Origin of the sequence: Halobacillus sp. K22 (assembly GCF_052246795.1) — a bacterium.
In the GTDB taxonomy this organism is placed as follows: domain Bacteria; phylum Bacillota; class Bacilli; order Bacillales; family Halobacillaceae; genus Halobacillus.
Genome location: NZ_JBQQCN010000026.1, coordinates 31,870 through 52,388 on the forward strand (window position 1 = coordinate 31,870; position 20,519 = coordinate 52,388).

Annotated in this window: 19 protein-coding genes; 8 read left to right on the top strand and 11 right to left on the bottom strand. The window is 43.9% G+C overall.

The features are described from left to right. Positions 1-87: 87 nt before the first annotated feature. The gene (locus ACTWPM_RS16475) at positions 88-780 is read right to left on the bottom strand and encodes an LppM family (lipo)protein (RefSeq protein WP_443134119.1); all 693 of its coding nucleotides are present in this window, start codon (positions 778-780) and stop codon (positions 88-90) included. Positions 781-929: 149 nt separating this feature from the next. On the opposite strand from ACTWPM_RS16475, the gene ACTWPM_RS16480 reads away from it, so the two are divergent. The 3 genes from ACTWPM_RS16480 (at position 930) to ACTWPM_RS16490 (ending at position 3,948) form a co-directional block, all read left to right on the top strand. Then, positions 930-1,283, top strand: coding sequence for a hypothetical protein (locus ACTWPM_RS16480; protein ID WP_443134120.1), 354 nt, complete (start codon positions 930-932; stop codon positions 1,281-1,283). A gap of 159 nt (positions 1,284-1,442) precedes the next feature. Then, positions 1,443-2,891 carry an esterase/lipase family protein gene (locus ACTWPM_RS16485; RefSeq protein ID WP_443134121.1) on the top strand — a complete coding sequence of 483 codons (1,449 nt, stop codon included), beginning with the start codon at positions 1,443-1,445 and terminating at the stop codon, positions 2,889-2,891. A gap of 259 nt (positions 2,892-3,150) precedes the next feature. Next, complete coding sequence (locus ACTWPM_RS16490; protein WP_443134122.1) at positions 3,151-3,948, top strand: C40 family peptidase; 798 nt, start codon at positions 3,151-3,153, stop codon at positions 3,946-3,948. 857 nt (positions 3,949-4,805) lie between these two features. Here the strand turns inward: ACTWPM_RS16490 and ACTWPM_RS16495 are convergent. The 4 genes from ACTWPM_RS16495 to ACTWPM_RS16510 are packed head-to-tail and all read right to left on the bottom strand — an operon-like array spanning position 4,806 to position 8,970. Beyond that, positions 4,806-5,552, bottom strand: coding sequence for a PHP domain-containing protein (locus ACTWPM_RS16495; RefSeq protein ID WP_443134123.1), 747 nt, complete (start codon positions 5,550-5,552; stop codon positions 4,806-4,808). A gap of 25 nt (positions 5,553-5,577) precedes the next feature. Further along, complete coding sequence (locus ACTWPM_RS16500) at positions 5,578-6,402, bottom strand: energy-coupling factor transporter transmembrane component T family protein (protein WP_443134124.1); 825 nt, start codon at positions 6,400-6,402, stop codon at positions 5,578-5,580. Continuing rightward, entirely contained in the window at positions 6,389-8,098 is a 1,710-nt protein-coding gene (locus tag ACTWPM_RS16505) for an ABC transporter ATP-binding protein (RefSeq protein ID WP_443134125.1), read from the bottom strand. Before ACTWPM_RS16505 ends, ACTWPM_RS16500 begins: the two co-directional genes overlap by 14 nt. Continuing rightward, entirely contained in the window at positions 8,095-8,970 is an 876-nt protein-coding gene (locus tag ACTWPM_RS16510) for a cell division protein FtsQ (RefSeq protein WP_443134126.1), read from the bottom strand. Before ACTWPM_RS16510 ends, ACTWPM_RS16505 begins: the two co-directional genes overlap by 4 nt. Positions 8,971-9,139: 169 nt before the next feature. Here ACTWPM_RS16510 and ACTWPM_RS16515 point away from each other — a divergent pair, with 169 nt between their 5' ends. Continuing rightward, positions 9,140-9,976, top strand: a complete 837-nt coding sequence (locus ACTWPM_RS16515) for a MurR/RpiR family transcriptional regulator (RefSeq protein WP_443134127.1) — start codon at positions 9,140-9,142, stop codon at positions 9,974-9,976. A 76-nt stretch (positions 9,977-10,052) separates the two neighbouring features. Here the strand turns inward: ACTWPM_RS16515 and ACTWPM_RS16520 are convergent, their stop codons facing one another. After that, a complete protein-coding gene (locus tag ACTWPM_RS16520; RefSeq protein WP_443134128.1) occupies positions 10,053-11,555 on the bottom strand; it encodes a malate:quinone oxidoreductase in 1,503 nt (500 codons plus the stop codon). 766 nt (positions 11,556-12,321) lie between these two features. Between ACTWPM_RS16520 and ACTWPM_RS16525 the strand changes: the two genes are divergently transcribed. The 3 genes from ACTWPM_RS16525 (at position 12,322) to ACTWPM_RS16535 (ending at position 13,630) form a co-directional block, all read left to right on the top strand. Further along, on the top strand, positions 12,322-13,155 hold the full coding sequence (locus ACTWPM_RS16525) for a type II toxin-antitoxin system SpoIISA family toxin (protein WP_443134129.1): 834 nt from the start codon (positions 12,322-12,324) through the stop codon (positions 13,153-13,155). A gap of 48 nt (positions 13,156-13,203) precedes the next feature. Next, positions 13,204-13,383, top strand: coding sequence for a hypothetical protein (locus ACTWPM_RS16530; RefSeq protein WP_443134130.1), 180 nt, complete (start codon positions 13,204-13,206; stop codon positions 13,381-13,383). Between the two features lie 103 nt (positions 13,384-13,486). After that, positions 13,487-13,630 carry a hypothetical protein gene (locus ACTWPM_RS16535; RefSeq protein ID WP_443134131.1) on the top strand — a complete coding sequence of 48 codons (144 nt, stop codon included), beginning with the start codon at positions 13,487-13,489 and terminating at the stop codon, positions 13,628-13,630. A 293-nt stretch (positions 13,631-13,923) separates the two neighbouring features. Here ACTWPM_RS16535 and cls read toward each other — a convergent pair whose 3' ends face one another. After that, positions 13,924-15,426, bottom strand: coding sequence for a cardiolipin synthase (gene cls / locus ACTWPM_RS16540; RefSeq protein ID WP_443134132.1), 1,503 nt, complete (start codon positions 15,424-15,426; stop codon positions 13,924-13,926). 449 nt (positions 15,427-15,875) lie between these two features. Here cls and ACTWPM_RS16545 point away from each other — a divergent pair, with 449 nt between their 5' ends. Continuing rightward, positions 15,876-16,856 (top strand): sodium:calcium antiporter, encoded by a 981-nt coding sequence (locus ACTWPM_RS16545; RefSeq protein ID WP_443134133.1) that lies wholly within the window; start codon positions 15,876-15,878, stop codon positions 16,854-16,856. 298 nt (positions 16,857-17,154) lie between these two features. Here the strand turns inward: ACTWPM_RS16545 and ACTWPM_RS16550 are convergent, their stop codons facing one another. The 4 genes from ACTWPM_RS16550 to ACTWPM_RS16565 all read right to left on the bottom strand — a co-directional run bounded on the left by ACTWPM_RS16550 (position 17,155) and on the right by ACTWPM_RS16565 (position 20,350). Beyond that, the gene (locus ACTWPM_RS16550; protein ID WP_443134134.1) at positions 17,155-17,949 is read right to left on the bottom strand and encodes an alpha/beta fold hydrolase; all 795 of its coding nucleotides are present in this window, start codon (positions 17,947-17,949) and stop codon (positions 17,155-17,157) included. Positions 17,950-18,006: 57 nt separating this feature from the next. Next, on the bottom strand, positions 18,007-18,378 hold the full coding sequence (locus ACTWPM_RS16555) for a VOC family protein (RefSeq protein WP_443134135.1): 372 nt from the start codon (positions 18,376-18,378) through the stop codon (positions 18,007-18,009). A gap of 132 nt (positions 18,379-18,510) precedes the next feature. Continuing rightward, complete coding sequence (locus ACTWPM_RS16560; RefSeq protein ID WP_443134136.1) at positions 18,511-19,134, bottom strand: TetR/AcrR family transcriptional regulator; 624 nt, start codon at positions 19,132-19,134, stop codon at positions 18,511-18,513. Next, positions 19,088-20,350, bottom strand: coding sequence for an MFS transporter (locus ACTWPM_RS16565; protein WP_443134137.1), 1,263 nt, complete (start codon positions 20,348-20,350; stop codon positions 19,088-19,090). Before ACTWPM_RS16565 ends, ACTWPM_RS16560 begins: the two co-directional genes overlap by 47 nt. Between the last annotated feature and the right edge of the window lie 169 nt (positions 20,351-20,519).

Below are 20,519 nucleotides of genomic sequence, written 5' to 3' on the forward strand. Positions count from 1 at the left end.
GCAGCTTACTGAACACGTCGCAGCAATGCAGAGGATTTTTTTAAAAAGCGACCCAGAAAAACCTCCCGGCGGAGGCGTCTGGGATACTTACGATGTTCGCTTCCGCTTACGAATCACAAAGAATATTACTACACCTACCAGAAGAACCCCAACGGCGGTCAAAATAATATTTCGAACGTTCGGAATCGCAGCTTCCACCATGAGTTCTGTGGTTCCGGCAGTTTGGATATTCCACGTTAATACATTGCCATTGACTTCATCGGCATTATGATCCTTAGGCGAAATAGGCAAATCCAGGGTAAAGGTAAGATCCAGCTGATTCGAGACGAGCTGCTGCATCCCGCCTAACAACCCGGAATTTTCAAGATCCAATTCCCCTTCTACACGGTACGTTTTCGTAAAAAATCCATCCTCCATCGACACATCGAGCGGTACATTACTCACGGCAGCTCCTGATCCCGTCTCACTAACAGCTCCCATTGAAGGGATCACCTGCATATCCTGAACATCTTCAAACGACTGCGTGGCTCTGAACCCCCTGTATCCGTCTTCCGTGTAGGATTCAACGGTGTAACCCTGAGCTTCCAATTCATCATTCACGGAGCTTAGCATAGTCTCTGCACGCTGACCGAACCGGTTGTAGGACTCCTCTTCAATTCCGAGGGTAATCGTACTTTCCCCGCTGCCGTCTTTATTAATTTTTACAGCTACGTCTCCCTGCACGCAGGCAGTTAACAGAACAAGCAGGCCGGCAGCTATCAGCATCCACACTTTTTTCACGGTCATCTCCCCCATTTAATGATGGTATATGTATGTACATATCATTATACTTGATGGCAGCGGAAGACTTAACGAAAAAATCGTTGCGCGGTGCAAGTCACGCATGATTCCCTGAAAGCTTGGAGATTATAAAAGCAGGAGGGATCATCATGGACGAGCGCAACTTATCAATTGAAGAATTCAACGAACTCCTGCAGCAATGGAGCGGGAAGACCATCCGAATTACGAAGCATGAACTCCGTGACCAGGATACCGTATATATGAACTTAGACCACATTGATTATTCGAAAGATACAAGACGGATGGATGATTATGAGCCTATGCATGCTTTACATCTGCACGGCACAGGCAGAACGGAAACGGATGCCGTGAGTGTCCAGCCGCTCCCGTCAACGTACTATGAGATTCCTTTGGAGGACTCTAGCCAGTACCAGTTTGGCGATAATCATTTCTCCCTCGTAACCGATCGAGGCACCTACACGATTCAACTTATCCATTATTAGTGCGCAGCGTTTGTCCCGGACGGACAGGCGCTTTTTTATGTGGAAAATGACGGCCGGAATTCCTTGCACTTCTCCCCCTCCACACCCGATACTAGAAGTAGCAACCTTCTTAGATATACTTCATGAAACCACTAAACTTTCATGAAAGAGGAGATCAATATGAAAAAGCGATTCCCCCTTCGTTATACAGGGACTTTTAAAAATAAAGCTACCGGCACTCCCGGCGAGTGGTATCTCGGGGAAACCCCCGCTCCCGTCTCTGACCCCAAACGCCCGATCCTGTTCATTCATGGATTTAATCGATCCGCTGACACCTGGTATGAGGACAATGATATGTACGCGACCGCTTACGAGAACGGCTACGAAACCGCCTTTATCGATGTATATCCGGACCGGAATATGTGGGAAAATGGAGCACTTCTCGCTCAAAAATTGCAGGAAATTTACCAGCATTTTGGAGAAAAACTCGTGGTGGTCGCCCATAGTAAAGGCGGCCTGGATACGCAGACTGCTCTGGTTCACTATGGCGCAGATCCCTATATCGAACGAATGATCACCCTTGCCACTCCTTATTACGGCTCCGAATTAGCTGATTTAGCATATAGCCGCTGGGGCAGCTGGCTGGCTGATATACTGGGAAGTAAAAATGAAGCCACCTACTCCCTGCAGACGGGCAGCATGAACCACTTCCGCTCTGAAACGGACAATCAGCCCAATGTGTATCAAACTCCGATTTACACATTGGCCGGGACGAAATGGGGCCGCTTCGGCAGCTCTTTATACTGGGGTGGATTATACTTACGATCGTACGGCAGTAATGATGGAGCCGTTACGGTAACAAGTTCTCAGCTCGAATATGCGAACGAGATCCAGGTCGGCGACTGGAACCACACGACCATTAAAGAAGGCTCGTCCACGTTCAACGTGTTTGCCCCTTACTTACAGGAACAGGTGGCGTCATTTGAAAATCACAAGGCCGCGAGCACAGCTCATGTTGTGCAGGAGCCCGCTGCCAGCAATTATACAAGCGGTGGAGAATTTATCGGTACAAAGAAAGAAACCATCTATGTGGAACAAGGGGTTCAGGAACTGGTCCTCAACTGGTCAACGGCTCTGGCTTTCACCCATTTAAGCCTCACCGATCCGAGCGGCGTCACACATGAGGATTTCACAACCACTCAAGATGAAACCACTTTTTTCGAAGGAGCTCATCATCATACGATGACCGTTGAAAACCCTGAACCAGGAGCGTGGACATTAGAAGCAAGCTCTCCCCAGCAAGAGCATTACTTATTGACGGCCACCTTTACGAGCCCGCTCAATGATTTACTCAGCACGGCTCTTTCCAGTGAGGACCGAAAGATCAAAATCAACGCTCACAACCTGGAATTTCAAACCGAAGTCACGATCAATTATTATAAAAACGGCAAGCTCCAGTTAGGAAATATGCCAGCTCCTCAAACGAATGAAGCAACCTTCCTTCTCCCTGAGCATGGCGAAGGAATGTATAATATGACGATGAATATTCACGGAATCTATGAAAAGGACCCTTTCCGGCGTACGATCATTCAATCCGTTTATGCGGATGACAAGGGAAATCTCTATTAAAGCTGCAGGAGCGGTGTTTAAACCGCTTCTGTAATTTTTTGTAGATTTTTGTAAAATTATTATCATCTTAGCTTAATCTGCTTGAAACCTCCTGAAGGAACTCCTCTGTTAGACTAAGGATTAGTTTGAAAGATACGCAGCATCCATAAAGAAATCAGAACAAAGTGAAATGCCATACATAATCTCGATAAAAAACGAACCATCTTTCAAACTTCAATTGTCCAACGTCCACAGGAATTTACAACAAGGAGGAGTTTGAATGTATAAATCTAAATCATCCGTACGAAAATATGTGGTTTCGTCCACCGTGGCCGCGACCATTGTCCTCTCACCTATGGCAACTCAAGGTGTGTTTGCGCAGGCGAACCCAGACCAAATAGAGGAAAGTGAATCCTCAGAAATTTCCTTCCTCCATAGAGGAGATCAAGGCGAAAGTGTAGAGGCACTGCAATCCGAACTTCAATCGCTTGGTTATTATACATATAGCCTGGACGGCCTTTTCGGCCCGATCACGGAAGATGCCGTGGAAGAGTTTCAAGCTGATCAAGGTCTCAAGGTCGATGGATTAGCAGGACCGAATACAATGGCCGCTCTATCATCCACCGAAGAGTCAGATGACGATGGAGATGAAGTAGAAGAGGAAGCGGAAGAAGCCCCTGAAGAAGAAGTATCAGCTTCTGGAGAAGTGGATGCCGAATCCAGCGAAGTAGCTGAGGTTGCCAAAGATCTTATTGGCGTCCCTTACGTCTGGGGCGGTACGACACCAGACGGGTTCGACAGCAGCGGCTTCATTCAATATGCTTATGAGCAAGCCGGAATCGACCTATCCCGTACGCACCGTGCGAATTGGAGTAATAACGGCGAATTCGTTGATTCACCCGAAGTTGGGGATCTCGTCTTCTTTGAAGGCACTTATGACGTAGATGGCGCTTCTCACAGCGGCATTTATGTAGGAGATAACAAGATTGTTCACGCCGGAAGTGACGGCATTGAATACGCCGACCTGACGAATGACTACTGGCAGGACCATTATTTAGGCGCGAAGTCTTTTGAATAATAATTAGAAAAAGCTGACCCCCTGCATGAAGCTGGGGTCAGCTTTTTGATTACATAGCTCTATTAAACTTCCATGTTGATTTACACTAAAGCTCCCGATACTGTAAGACTCAATTTCGAGACTTTTGAGAGAATTAGGTCCTGCGGGGGACGATTTCGCTTTCCGGCCCTGCACGACGCAGGGTCGTTCGACGTTGCCACACGACGTGGCGTTCTTAGTCGAACCTCCTCTACTATGCTGAGCCTCCTCAAGCTAAAGCTTTCCGGGATCTTACCGATCATGTTCATCCCACAGGAGTCTGCATCGTCCCCCTCCGGACCTTGCCAAATCTGAAACTCGAAACCACTTAAGAAATCTTCTTGATGAGCAAAAAGAGCATGTGAATATGAGGCTATTTTCATGCTATAAAGATTTAAAAATAGCCTGTCATAGAAGCATTTAAGGCCAGTTAAGAAGGCGAGGATTCTCTCTTCTGGAAGGGTCCGTTATTCTCCCTTGGCTGGGTTGGTGGGGAAATGGCGAGACTCCCATGGGAGAAGGGACTAGGTGAGATCCCGCAGGGAGTGAAACGAGCGAGGAAGCTCACCGTTCCCCCATAGGAAAGTGTTTAAATGTGCAATCACCCCGAAAGACACGAACAGCATAAGCCGAGCATCAAAAGGATGGTGGTATTACCGTCCGTTGATGAACGGCTTATGTCTCGAGTGTCTGGGTGATGGAACAAGACGAGTTATTTCCCCACCAACCCTATACCTTTTAAGTAACGGACCCAATTTATCTCGAACCTGAGTCTCCACCAATCCGGCCCTATTCCTTAATAATCCTCTTTTAAAAAATCTCCCATAACTTTTACTTTCCTAAGATGATTGTTTTTTGAGCATTTTCTTCACAACTTTAGCTGAATGCACTTTCGTATCCAGACACGGAGAGACTTCGGTTTCATAGTTCTGATTGACAAGAGCATCTTTTAACTCGGAAATGGTATCACAATCCGGGAAGCGATTGTAGATCGATCCATACTGCAGGTAGTGGTGCGTGTCACTGCCGCCTACTACTGGCGTGTCATACTGTCTGCCTAGATTTTCTACTCGCTGTTTCATCGTCTTGCCGTACTTGAATAAATCCTTGCCATTAATATCAAAGGCATCAAACTGACGCAGGATCTCCTCATCGTGGTGCACCCACGGTGTAGATTCTCGATAAGGGTGGGCCGCAATTTTAAGAACATCATAGTCAGCCAGGAATTCTACTAAATCCTTCGCGTTTATAAACTGATCTTCCTCTTCGTGACCGATTAATCGTTTTCTGATTTCCTTAATGCTGTCACGATCTCCCACCACTAAAAAGTGGCCCGTTTCTTTTACATCAATCTCAATTCCAGGGAAAACCTTTAACTCACCTACCTGGTAATGGTCCCCTTGATAAGGAAAGACCTCTTCCATTTCTTCATAAAAGGATAGGAAATTCTCGGCGTTAAAATGCTCGGTAATGGCCACAGCATCAAGTCCATTTTCATGGGCTGATTCCATTTTTTCTTTAAATTCTTCCGTAGATACGGCGATTTTTTTGGATAAATTGGCGTGTGTGTGGAAATCAATATTCATGATCAGATCCCTCTTTCTTTTCTATTTATAATGGATAATAGTTTCCGGCTGCATAGATGACGAGTAAGATAGCGATGGACAGCAGAGAAAATCTATAATCCTGTGTTTTCAGTTTCAGGTGCGAAAGTTTTTGTTTCTTGGCTTCTTTGTTATGAAGGGAATACGAAAACCCTTTGACCTCTAAAGCTTCTACCGTCGTACGAGTTTTCTTCGCGGTGTTCAGCATCATCGGATAGAATGCTTTGACAACGATTTTAGAATAATAATAGACGGTTCTCCACTTCAGGAAGCCGCCGTTCACAGGCGCTTTCCCTCTTAAGCGGAACGAAAGGATAATCTGCTGGTACTCATCTAATAAAATAGGCAGCATGCGGTACCCATAAGATACGGCAAAGCTGAACTGAGCTGGTACACCGAAGCTTAGTAACGCATCACTCAGCTTCTCCGGGTCCATGCTGGCAAAGGCAGCAATACTTGCAATCGACATAATCGTTATTTTCATCGTGAAGGTAATTAGTGAGGAAAATGCCGCCCATTCCCCTCCGAACAATAACACTAAGACAATAATGTAAAATAATTCACTGATGACCCCTATAGTTAACAAGCCTATGATCAGTGGACTGACGCGCGAAACTAACGAAATAACCGTCGTATAGACAAGTAGACCGACAAGAATTGTCTGGTTAAACGTAAACCAGGGCAGCAGACTGACAATAAAATACCAGATCATGATTAATCGTGGATCTTTTTTTCCCATATAGGAATCTTTCTTACCGAAAGCTGTTTTCAAAAGCTCCAGTTTGATCCATTCTAAATTGTATGTTTTCTTCAAACGGCTAACGAACTCCATAGCTCTCCTCCCTTTCTATATGGTTCATAAAATCTGAGATGGATAAAGCTACAGGATCTAATTTCAACTGATTGGAAAGCTGTACAATTTGCGGAGGAATTAATCCCGCCCGGTCACAAATCTGTTTTTGTGCAAATAAGTCCACGGGAGCTCCGTCAAACATAATTTTTCCTTTATCCATAACAATCACTCGGCTGGCCCACTCGGCGACTAATTGCATATCGTGGGTAGCAATTAACACGCTTTTCACTTGTTCGCTGACTTGATGCAGGGTTCTGACCATCTCCTGACGGCTTTTCACATCAAGGCTTGCGGTCGGTTCGTCTAACATAAGCAGCGAAGGCTGAATGGCAAGTCCGATCGCTAGCGAGGACCTCCTTTGCTGACCGCCGCTGAGTAAACGGCCGTCTTTCTCAATAACCTCTTCCAGACGGAAAGAAGTCACTAGCTGCTGGAGAAAGTCATTCATTTTCAGTTCTCTTGAATCGGCAAAGAAGGATAAGTCTTTCGATATGCTATCCTCGATAAACATCTCTTCCGGATTTTGAAACACGTACGCTACGACCTGTGATAGTTTCTCAAGCGATGTCTTCTCAAGCTCATACGGTCCAATCTGTCCTGAACCTTCCGAAGGTTTGATAATCCCAGCCAGACATTTCATGAGCGTTGACTTGCCAGCTCCGTTCGTGCCGACTAAAGCAATCCGCTCTTTTTCCTTAATCGATAGATCAATATCATCTAATATGGTAATCTTCTGGTTTTTCAAAGACTTGGCATAGTGGCTCACATGCTCAAGACTTACAATTTCCTCTGTATCCTCATCAAATGAAGGCATCCTCTTCCCTCTCGCAGCATCTTTCCTCTTGTAATCCCCAAAGTAATTCACCGCTTCATTGATGGTAATAGGCAGATCGTTTCTTTCCGGATTCCTGGCTCCGACAGCTGCCTGGGTTACCTGAGGCGGGAAAATCTGGCGGACCAGAAGATCATCAATTCGTTGAAGGCCCGTTTTCACATCGTGTTTCCATAATACGCCTCCCTGATCGAGCAGCGCGACGTCTGTACAGAAATCAGCAATAAATTCGGTATGATGTTCAATAACGATAATCGTCTTGCCATGCTCTTGCTGAAGGTATTTTAATTTTTCGTAGATTTCTTTGGCGTGATGGGGGTCCAACTGCGCAACGGGCTCATCTATAATAAGAATCTCCGGATTTAAGGCTAGAACGCCCGCAATCGCCGTTAAATGCTTCTGACCGCCGCTAAGCTGCCAAATACTTTTGTCTTTAATATCTGTCAGTCCCAGCACATCTAAAGCCCACGCGGCTTTTTCTTTAAAATCAGGTTTCCCGAAGTTTAGCGGGGCAAAAGCAACATCCTCAAACACCGTCGGACGCATTAATTGGTTTTCGAAATCCTGATACACGTAACCTACTTTATGACTCAAAACGGAGACGGCAGAATCATACATATTAATCCCGTCAACTAGTACTGAACCTTCGAAATCACCGGTATAGTAATGTGGAATCAGTCCGTTGATGGTTTTGCACAACGTGGACTTGCCGCTTCCATTGCCGCCGATAATTGCTAAGAATTCCCCCTTATTCACACTAAGAGAGGAATCCTGGAGGACCCACTCGGAGCCTCCAGGATATTTAAAAGATACTTGATCTATGGTAATGATTGGTTCCTTCATGCTGACTTCCCTGCCTTAGACTGGCTTGAAGATCCCATCATTTTTACCGCGATTGACACAGCGACAATGAAGATGATGGCAGCGGCAGAAATCGGCAGCCAAATATACCCTTCACCAAACTGTTCTAAGAACTCAGGCTCCCATACAGCAAAGTTGATATCCATCGTTGCCATGAATTCGGCAACCATTCCTACGAAGGTCAGGAAAATCGCTAGGATGACAAACCTTACCGACAGCCATCCCGTCATAGAGGCTTTGACACGGCCTTCGCGCGGCTTAATCCCGAGCAGAGGTTCAATTTTTCCATACAATCTTGGAATTAAGTACAGGGTAGGAATCAGACCAAAAATAACTCCGGAGATAACCATTTCTGTCAGGAAGCTGACCCCTTCAATGGCTAGAATCGATTCTGGCAGTCCAGGCACAGCTTCTACTTCTTCAATTCCAAACCAGACCTTACCAACATCGACGATCGTACTTAACATTTGATCAATGCCAATTCCGACAATTGCAGCAATACCAATTTGTTTCTTACTCTTAAGGTTAGTTACCAGCAAACCAGCAATGTACATCGCAAGCGTAAATTCTATAAATCCTTCTAATTCTCCTATTCCTCCAAAATCACCTAACAGTAAATCACCAAAAATAATTTCCCCAACAGAAGCTCCAACCGCTGCGTACAAAGGATGAAACAGCATAACTAATGACAATGGAATAAAAGCAAGATACGAAACGGAAAGTTCTACAGGACCTATTACAAATTCAGGTAATAGTTCTGTAAATAAATTAGCTAGTCCGAACAAAGACATCGATAAAATAAATATCATCATCTTCTGAGACTGTGAATACTGCTGACGGTTTAATTGGTTCATAAATAGTACCTCCCTAATGTTTTCTAATGCTTATGGTAAAGAAGAAACATTAAGTTAAACCCCAATTTTTCTTTAAGCTTTGTAAATAAAGTAAACATTTTTATAAGAATGAAAGTTTTTTTTCAAACGAAAAAGAAATCGGGTTATACTTCACGTGGGAGGGGTGGATATGGAGTCATTATTTTCATTGGAAGGAGTTCATTTAACTCCGAAGCAGAGAAGAATTGCCGATGTGGTGGAAAAACAGGGAACTTCTATTGTTTATCATACGGAAAAGGAAATAGCCGATAAATCGGGCGTCAGCGTCCCAACGGTATCAAGGTTCTGGCCGTTAATCGGCTATACTAATTTTAAGGATTTTAAGCAGGTGATGAAGGGCCGGATCGAAGTGACCCCGGAGAATAAATTTAAGAACTTCGCCGAGCAGCTTGATGAAGATCACATCTTAAATCGACTCATTGAACAACATTTTAAAAATCTGGTTCAGACCGGCAACCATCTGAACAAAGATCATATGCAAAAAGCGATCCAGACCATATGTACGGCTTCAGACGTCTATATTTACGCCCCCGCCTCTTCGGAGGGACTCGGGGATTTACTGGAATTTCGTCTGAAAAGATTTGGTATTCGCATGGAACGGATCGCTAAAAGCGGGTTTGAAGTCTATGAATCGATGCTGCACATGTCCTCAGCTTCTACCCTGATCGTTTTTCAATTCGTCGATATGCTTTCCGAAACACAGGCCTTATTTGAACATGCCAATTCCCTGGGAATGAAAATCATTTTAATTACCGATCAATTGGTATCGAACATGCATGAGTATGTGGACTATGCGCTGTACACACACCGCGGGGAAATGTGGGAATTCCATACGATGGTTGCCCCCGTCGCTGTCCTGGAAGCGATGGTCATGGGCGTGGGGCTGGCATTAGAGGAAGAGTCACTGGAACGTTTAAAGTCTTTGAGTGGTTTAAGAAAAACGTATAAGCATTTAATACCTAAGTAACATCATAAAAAAGGATGACCCCTGCCTGAAGCAGAGATCATCCTTTTTATTTCCCTATTATTGCTTTTGCTGTGAATTACTGATGAACCGGTTCTTTTTCCTTCAATCCAAGATTTCTCGCGGTAGAGCTGTGAATCTCGTCAAGAAGATCCTGATGCTCACTCAGCGACTTTCCGTAAGAAGGAACCATTTCGGTAAGCTTCGGCTCCCATTGGTTCATATATTGCGGGAAGCATCGATCCAGCACGTCGATCATGACATGCACAGCCGTAGAGGCACCCGGCGAAGCACCAAGCAGAGCCGCGATCGATCCATCGGCACTATTTACAAGCTCTGTACCGAACTGCAGTGTTCCTTTGCCGCCTTCTTCTGTATCCTTAATGACCTGCACACGCTGCCCGGCAACCACGAGATCCCAGTCTTCGCTTTTCGCATCCGGGATAAATTCGCGCAGCGCTTCCATCCGTTGTTCTTTTGTCTGCATAACCTGACCAATTAAGTATTTCGTCAGGGATATTTCCTTCACACCTGCCGCAAGCATGGTCAAGATATTACTCACTTTAATCGAAGTGAATAAATCAGCGAGCGAACCAGCTTTCAAGAACTTCGGAGAGAAGCCGGCAAACGGACCGAACAACAGCGACTGCTCGTTATCGATATACCTCGTATCCAAGTGTGGTACCGACATCGGCGGAGCGCCAGCTGCAGCCTTGCCATAGACTTTAGCTTCATGCTGTTTGGCCACTTCCGGATTGTTACAGACCATAAACTGTCCACTTACTGGAAAACCACCAAAGCCTTTTCCTTCAGGCACACCGGATTTCTGCAGCAGATGCAGACTGCCGCCACCGCCGCCGACAAATACGAAATCAGCGGAATGAAGCGCCGTTTGATCACTGTCCATATGCTGGACTTTGACCATCCAGGACCCATCATCCGCACGTTTCACGTCGTCCACGCGCTGATTATAGTACAGTTGTACATCCTGGCTTTCCAAGTGATCAAACAACTTCTGGGTTAAGGTTCCGAAGTTCACATCGGTCCCTGTTTCCATTCTTGTCGCCGCAACCGGCTCATCCAGGGTGCGGTTTTTCATAATCAGTGGAATCCATTCCTTCAGCTTTTCAGGATCCTCGGAGTATTCCATTCCTTTAAATAGTGGATGATCGGTCATCGTTTCATAACGCTTTTTCAAAAAGTTAATGTTGTCTTCCCCGTGCACGAGGCTCATATGAGGCAGCGAGCGCACAAATTCTTCCGGGTTATTGATGTAGCCTTTGTTAAGTAGATAGGACCAATACTGCTTCGTAATCTGAAACTGTTCATTAATTTTAATCGCCTTGCTGATATCAATCGATCCATCGCTTTGTTCTTTCGTGTAATTGAGTTCACAAAGTGCCGCATGGCCTGTCCCGGCATTATTCCATACGTTCGAGCTTTCTCCACCTGTCTTATCGAGCTTTTCAAACACTTTAATATTCCAATCGGGTGCTAATTCTTTCAGAAGTGATCCTAATGTGGCGCTCATGATGCCAGCGCCGATCAGGATAATATCCTTACTCGTTTCTCTGTTGGTCATTGTTAACCATCCTTATTCCTGAGTTTTGCAGAGAAGCTGCGGGCATTATTTTGTCGCACCTCTCCAATGTTCATTGACTAACTAATTATATGATAACGCTTTAACAGTGAAAAAGTCATGCTCCGTTAACAATTATACACGATTCATAACTGGTAAAAAAAGGTTTAGTTATCCGTTAAGGGACTCTTGGCGGATAACTCAGTATTCGACTTCCGGGGTCTCACCAGTCTATCTTTTCCCGTATCTACCGAAGCCCCAAACGCTCTGTTCTTTCTCATTACCTGATTGCCACGCTTTAAAACCAACCTCAGACACTTGAATTCCTGTATTTCCGATACCGCGTGTTTTCAATGTTGATTACCTTATTTTTTCCTGTTCGGTTCAAGACAGTGGGTAAGTCGATGTTTCTTATTCGGTGCTTCCTTTTTAAATATTCAGTTTTGATGAATGACAGATATCTATGAATAGTAAAAAACCTTCCAAAGATAGTTTACACCCAATAAGTAACAAATTCTAATGAGAAGGTGATGGACCGCTGGTTATGAAATCCTATCAGAAGCATTAAAAGAACGGAGATCCTAGAGCCCTGTTGCTTATACAACTCTCCCATTCTTATGAATGGTTTCTTTTACATAGAGGACCAATTTCTGGAATGGTAAAATGGAAGAGCATGTTTGCTAGTATCACTTTCAATACATCAGGAGGCGGAGATGCTATTTAACAAAGGAGAATCTGCAAATCTTTAAACTGGGAGGGAAATGATTACTTGGCTTTTAATTTTTTTGTAGGGGTGTTATTGATTTTTGCTATAGGAAACTATCTGTTTTTCTTATGGGATCAGCAAAAGTATTGGTTTTCTTTACCGAAAATTAGAAAGGCTTTGTACACTCTTTTTGTGAGTGGACTCGCTGCAGGAGTGTTAATGGGGGAGACAGACCTGTCTAATTGGTCGTTCATATTAACACTTACGGCTGTCATAATATTTATGGATTTAGCGTTATTACTAACTCCAAGCATTATGAAGCTATGGAAAGCAGAGTTTGAACACACGAACGATTTGCAAACTATTATTCTGACATATGAAAAGGTGCGAAAAGCAAATTACCGACGTGTTGAAACCATGTCTGCCATGATTCAAGATGCGCATAACTATTTTACAGAAGATTACTTTCCGATGCTAAGTCGCGCGAAAGATATAGAAAAGTACTTACAAGAGTACACAGACCTGTATGGAATATCTGTTCAAGTGTCTCCCTTGAATGTGGTTCCACCTGAGTACAATCCTGGGTGGGAAGGTATGAGTGAAGAAGAAATATATGAATATGAAGAAGTCCAACCTGTATATGAAGCTATTTTAAGACAGTTGGACACCATTGAAGCCACTCATAATTTTGAGATGGGAAGGTATAAGGAGGAATATGCAGATTTCCTTCTCCAATATGAAGTGGTGTCTCTAATGGAGGGAGAAGGTATGATTGTTCCCGTGATCAACAGGGAAGAGCAATATTTAATAGTTTTGAAGAGTGAACACGGGGAAGTATTAGAAATAGACGCTCTTCACATCGTTAATCTAACCACTCTGTATCACCTGCATCGTTAGCTATGTGTTATAATAAGTGTAAGAACACTTGTAAAAGGAGGGCTTACTATGAATATCAAACTTCCTCAGAAAACAAAAATAAGAGGCAAAGGGAAAGATGCTAATAATCGCCATGCCCGCTTCTCCAGGGAAGGACAAGTGACCACGTTATCGGAGCATTCCAAAAGTAAAACGACCAAAGAACTTGAAAGACTGAATAAAAAAGTAATGTCGTATCTAAATCGATAGAGTACAAACAGGTTGCTGTTCAAGAGCACCCTGTTTTTTTGTATAGATTTCCTGTCCTTTGAATAGAATGAGTAAAAACAAGGGAGAAGGGAGATCAAGCCCCATGGCTAACGATTCCAAACGAATTGAAAAATTCAAGCGCGGCATTACTCATTTTTCAGAAGAAACGTTGGAGAATTCAAAGATGGCCAAGTTCCATAAAGAAGCAATGAAAAAGATCCTTGCCTATAAAGGGAGATTTGGTTGATAGATAGATTTTAAAAAATCCCTCTTCTTTTGGTTTCAACGGATCTCTCCGCTCTTCGATCAAACTTTTACATAACGAATGGTAAGGCAATTGGTTTTGATCGCTTGCCTTTGATTCTAGAGCTCAAGCGGAACAGAGCAACTCTGTTATCTTCGGAAAGGTAGCGAGTACGAGTCAAACGACGTTCCTGATTGAATAACCTCTCCAAAATCAGTACTTAAAAAGGAGCTTCCACTTACATGGAAGCTCCTTTTTTTATCAATGGTTTGTCATTTTGGTCATGGTCTCCACTATTATAAAGCAGGGGAAAATAAACGGGCAAAAGATTCCTTGGTTCGAACCAAGATCCCTCTATTACGGAAGGCATCTGCATCAACCTTATGGCTGTGCTCGAGGTCCTTCTTGTAGTTTTCAATCAGGCTTATGACACTTGGAGTCCGAAACAAGAAGGCATTCACTTCGAAATTTAAGTTTAGGCTTCTAAAATCGACGTTAGCCGTGCCGATCGAAGCAGACTGACCATCTACAATCATGATTTTCTGGTGCATAAACCCTTTCTCATACTGATAAACCTCTATTCCTTTATCAAGGAACTTGCCAAAATAAGACCGGGTGGCGTATTTCGGTAAATAACCATCACTGATCTCGGGGACCATTAGTTTAACGTCGACCCCTTTTTTCGCCGCCAAAGAAAGGGCCGTTCGAATGTCCTTATCGGGCACGAAATAAGGTGTGGCAATCCACACAGATTCCCTGGCATTAGCAATCATATTGAAATAAAGCTCGCTAATCATCCCTCGATTGGCATCCGGACCACTGCCCAATATCTGTACGCCTCCAGAGCTCTCCACTTTGCTCTGAAGAGACGTGTATTTATCCAAGTCTAACGCCTCATCTTTCAAATAGGACCAGTCAATTAAAAAAATGGTGTGGAGGCTTCGTATCGCTTCGCCTCCCACCTTCAAATGCGTATCGCGCCAGAAACCTATTTTAGGATCCCGGCCCAGATATTCGTCACCAATATTCAAGCCGCCGACAAACGCTGTGTCGCCATCGATCACAAAAATCTTCCGGTGATTGCGAAAATTAATTTTCTGGGTGAAAAACCCGCTTTTTATAGGGTGAAAACAAGCCATTTCGATGCCGGATTTTTTCATGCTGCGCTTCGCGTTTCCCGACATCCCAATACTTCCTGCCGCATCATAAATTACTTTAACCTCAACGCCAAGTTCCGCTTTTTCCTTCAAAATATCAATAATTTCCTGACCGATCTGGTCGTCACGAAACGTATAATACTCCATATGAATAAATTCTTTAGCTTCCCTTAGACGTTCTTTGATAGCAGGAAACGTCTCATTCCCATCTTTCAACACCGACACTTCGGAAGAAAAATTAATCGGGAAACCAGCTTCTTCTTCAATCCTGCTGGAAATAAACTGCTCCTCCCTGTTTAACTGTTTCCAGTTATTAGAGGTGTCTTTATCGATCACGGGCTCTAAATACCTTTGATTATCCTTCTTTTTACTATCAAATAAATGCCCTCTGACCTGTAATTGACCTGAGTAAATAAAGAAAATGTACCCAACTACCGGGAAAAATAAGATCGCATACATCCAGACAAGTGTTTTGTAAGGGGAACGGTTTTCCAGAATCAATACATAACAGACCGACAGTACGATTATTAAATAAACAGCGGCGGCCCCTGTCCTGATCAGAGAGGGCTGCTCACTAAAGAACGTTAGATAAAACGTAACACTGAGTAGTAATACGAAAATGATTTGTCTCGTTTGCTTCATTAGATGTCCTTCTCCCTTTACGATCCTTGTAAAAGTTCTGTAACATAGACAAAACTTACCCGTCAAAAAAATTAAATAAACATGAGTCGTCATCGAGATCATTATAGAATAACAGACCTTTAGTCATCTTTGTAGGTAAAGGTCTGTTAGCTCCTCCTATCTAACTTTTACCCCCAATCACAAAGATCTCACTAGCAACATCAAGTTGCCAGTTTAGCCTGCGTTCAATTTAAATTGGTCACGCTTTGTCGACATCATTGTTAGCTGCTCCCCATTGGAGTATATTTTGTTAACATTAATTTGCGGTCCTAAGACCTGCCCTGAAAATGTGTTAGAAAGAAAAGAAATGGGTAAGTTTTTCAATGTGATTGAATTAAAGGTAAGGATTATATAATTCATTAATTATTGAAAGATTTTAACTAAGTAACATAAGGAGTTCATAAACCAACATGACTTGGATATATATAGGTATTTTTGTTCTCTCAGCTGTTATCTCAGCTTTTTCCGCCGTTAAATTATCAAAGCATGCTGATACAATAAGTAAACAAACCAAGCTCGGAGGGGTTCTAACAGGAACCATTCTCCTAGCTGTAGCCACGTCATTACCCGAATTAACAGCTACCATCTCAGCCAGTCTAATCGGCAGCGCTGATATTGCCGTAGGTAACGGACTTGGCAGTGTGTTATTCAACATCTTTGTTTTATTCGTTTTAGATCTTTATTTCCGAAAACAACGCCTGTTCCTTCGGGTCGCCCATAGTCATGTCTATACGGGAGTCATAGCATTACTACTAAGTGTAGTCACTGCTGTCAGCTTAGCGGTGAACGCTTCATTTTCCGTGTTGAATATTGGCCTTACAAGTTTCCTCATCGCCCTTATTTATGGAGGCGGGATGTGGCTTATTTCTAAAATTCAAACAGAGAATGATTCAGAACAAAAGGACGAGCCACCCACAGCCAGTACTTCTATTCGTCAGACCGTAAAAAGATTCATCTTATACGCCCTTGTAATACTTGTTTTCGGAAGCTCTCTTTCTCTATCTGGAGATGCGATTGCACAAAATACATTCATCAGCGCTTCAACGATAGGAAGCATCCTAGTTGCTTTTGCTACATCTATCCCAGACGCGATGGGTGTCTATACTGCCTTGAAGCTAGCCAATGTCAATATGGCTATAGGCACAATCCTTGGAAGTAACGTTTTCAATATTTTAGTAATTGCCATTGGAGATGTGTTTTATTTTAGAGGGGATATCTGGCAGGACACAAGTAGCGATTTAATGTACATGTCCATCGTGGGTTTTATACTAACCGCGTTGGTGATGATCATAGTGAAAAGAGATCATACTCGGAACACTTTTACCTATATTCTTCCCTCTTCGACAGCCGTTGTTATGTACTTGATCGTTCTAGGCTTTATTCTGTTTTAATTCCTCTTTGATCATGGAAGAGGAGCAGTTTTCGAAGGGATCATTTAATGAAATTCAAATAAAGCCATCCGGACATTTAAATTTTGACGTCTTCTTCTTTGCTGATGAACTTTATGGAGCAATTTAAACCGCTTGTTAATTAGGTAGATGGTGGAAGAAAGGGTCTTTCAGCTGAGGCTAAGTACGAAATCCACCTATAGATTTGTTTAGAAGCAGTTCCTGTCCACCACGTGGGCCTATAAGGATTTAAAAATTACGTCTCAGGACGTGTTTTTGTTCCTGAAAATCATAAATTAAATCATTTCCTACGTTTTTTCCAGTCCCTGATTTCAGCTGCTACTCTCTCCGGCCGATCCCAATGAAGATTATGTCTGGTATTTTCTATCCCTGTAACGGTGACCTTTTGTAACTCGTTCTTCATTTTTTCGAGTCCTTTTTGTCTTGGGAGATCAGTAGGAGGTAGTGTTGCATGGAACAATAAAACCGGACATTCAATGTGTGGATAGGTAATGGAGCATGGTTCTAAATAGAATGCTTTAATGATGGCCAAAAGACTCTGACGGTCTGCTTTCAAAACGTAGTGATCATCCACTTTCTTAAAATTTGTTAAGATGATCGAATCCAGGTTTTTATCCCACGGTCTTGTCGTGTACGCCTCGTAAACGTTAACGATTTCACCCCAGGAATGATATTTGCTTGAATCTATATAATTGGCCCAATCTGAAAGGGCTTTTTCTTTAGTCAAACCTTCCACCATTTCTGGAAATACATACCCGCCATCGATTAAAACCAGACCTTTGATTCTATCCGGGAACTCTTTGGCAATGTGTAAGGCAAGGTCAGCTCCCCAGGAATGGCCCAAAATATAGAAATTCTCATGTGTCCGCGTATGGATGTCTTCGAAAATGCGTTTAGAGAGTGATGTGAAATGGTAATCTTCCTCTGAAGGTAATGGCTCCGTATCTCCATGCCCCGGCAGATCTAATAGAATAAGGTCGAAATCTTCCATTAACTGATTTTTAAGTTCCCAAAAACTCCTGGAGTCCCCCGTCATCCCGTGGAGACAAACCATTACAGGCAAGCTTTTATCCATGCTTCTATTCCCCCACACCCATTGCGTTCCACACGTATGCCCTTTGCACCTACCAACCTATCTGTGCTGATCGATCAGGATCGGATTCCCATCAGGGTCCACCATAGTAATGTTTTCCGGTCCCTCAGTCGTTTCATCGGCTTCAGACACCAGGTTAACTCCTTGTTCCTTCAGCTGCTTCTGGATTTCCCGCACATCTGTGAACGGATTCACGTCGTCTGAATTTTGATTCCAGCCAGGATTGAAGGTTATGATGTTGTCCTCAAACATTCCCTGAAATAGACCAATCACACTGTTTTCATTTTTCATCATGAGCCAATTCTGAGTAATGTCGCCTCCGGCTACTTCAAACCCTAATTTTTCATAAAAGGCTTTCGATTTATGAATGTCTTTCACGCTTAAACTGATAGAAAAAGCACCTAAATGCATAAAATCCCTCCTGGATATTTATTAGTACTTGTAAGGTTCGCCTTTACTGGTTGAAAATCCTTTATTACGTTCTCCCTATGCAAAAGGTCCATGACCAGCATGATCAACAAGCTAAAATAAAAATCCCCCTCGTTAAGAGGAGGATACATCAAGCGCCATCTTTAAATAGTCGACAAACAACACCGACTGCTCCTTCACTTTCACCTTTTCCTCAGGGAGAATCGCATGGTCAAGAGCCAGACCATCCACAAATGTAATGATCGATCTCGCTAACAACTCGCTGTCATAGCGGTCGCTGAACTCTCCGGCTTCCTGACCGGCTTTAATGACTTCTTCGTATATGCTCACGCCCATTTCGTATCGCTTTTCCCCATAGGCACGACGGCGTTCATCATTGCGGCCGGTGATAAAGAATTCGAGCTTGCTCGGGGCAAGGGGGTCCATATTCGCATCCGGACTTCCATCTTCACCGAACATCAGCTTCATGAGCAGTGTCCAGTGCTGAGATTCTACTTCTTCAAGACAAAAATCAGTCTCTTCCGCTTCCTGACTAAGTCCGTCTTCAAGTATCGCTTCGAACAGATCCTCTTTGTTGGAAAAGTATTGATAAAGACCGCCCCGGCTGACCTTGGCGGCATCCATAACGTGCTTCATCGTCGTATGTTCATAGCCATGCTCGATGAAGACGCTGGTTGCGGCCTCCATAATGTCAGCTCGTCGTTGCTTCAGGTGTTCTTTGCTTACTCGTGGAGACATCTGCATTCCCTCGCTCTACTTTTCGTTTTGTTAAAAATCCAATCAGTGATACCAGGACGAGAAGACTCGCCGTAATCGTAAACGTCGGCACCACGCCGATGATCGTCGCGATCCATCCTCCAAGCAGCGGACCAATGATGGTCGCAGTGGTCATCACGCTGTTGAGAACGCCGAACACGCGGCCCGTCATATGGACAGGTGAGCTGACTTGAACGGTTGCCTGGAAAGGGACGAAAATCAGGCTTGCTGAGAAACCGCCGGTGAACCCCAGTCCTGGCGCCCAGAGGATTGAATATCCGAAATCGTAATGGGTGAGTAATCCCATCATGCCAAAGCTCGCGCCAATTCCACAAACCCCGAGGAGCATTAGCGGATAAGGATTGTAGTCCGTTTTTTTCGCTAGTAAAAAGCCAGCCGTGAACATGCCGAGACCCGATCCTGTCACAAGGTACCCGAATAAATCAGGAGAGGCATAGGTCAGCTCTCTGATCAGGACGATCAGTTGTGAATCGGCCATCTGCAGAATCAACAGGCTGAGTCCCACAAGTGTCAAACCGACCAACATGAAGCGGCTTGATTTGATAAAAGAAAATCCTAAAACGAATTCCTTCTTGAAGGACTCCTGCGCACCTTCCGTTTTCGAAAGTTCATGAGGGACGGCGTTCGGAATGAATAGCAGGATCACTGCCGAAACTGCGAAGGTGGCTGAGTCGATCATGAACACCTGCTGGGCACCGAATACGGTGACAAGCAAGCCACTCACAAGCGGACCGAGAATTTTGGTCGACGAATCGATCATCGAGGTGATCGACATCGCCCCTTTCATATCTTCCTCTGCCACTATTTCCTTCAGCTTCCCGTTTTTCGCTGGAATGAACAGCGAGGAAAAAATTCCGACCGCTAAGAGCGTGGCATACACCATCCAGAGCGAGGAAGCGACGGTTAAAAGGAGAATCAAACCCGCCCGGACGACATCAGAAACGATCATAAGCGTTTTCCGGTTGAAACGGTCAGCCACAATCCCCGCTACGGGGCCAAACAACGCCATAGGCACCGCTAAGCATAAAAATACGAACGAAACTTCAAGCGGGGAAGCTTCCCACTTCAAGCCGACCAGAGTAATAATCGCGACAATGCTTAGCCAGTCGCCGATGCTGGAAATGGCCTGGGCGGACATCAAGGTGATGTACCCTTTGTTTTTCAATAAACGTTTCATGTAATAGCCCCTCTCCCTAAAAAGACACCAGTGTCGTTTTGGTAATTTTTATTATACTGACACTGGTGTCGTTTTGCAACCTTTTTTTGTATGAGGATTAAAAAAGGGCGGTCACTTAATTAAAGTGATCGCCTCTGGAAGGTTTTTATTGAACCCCGGCTATTTTAAG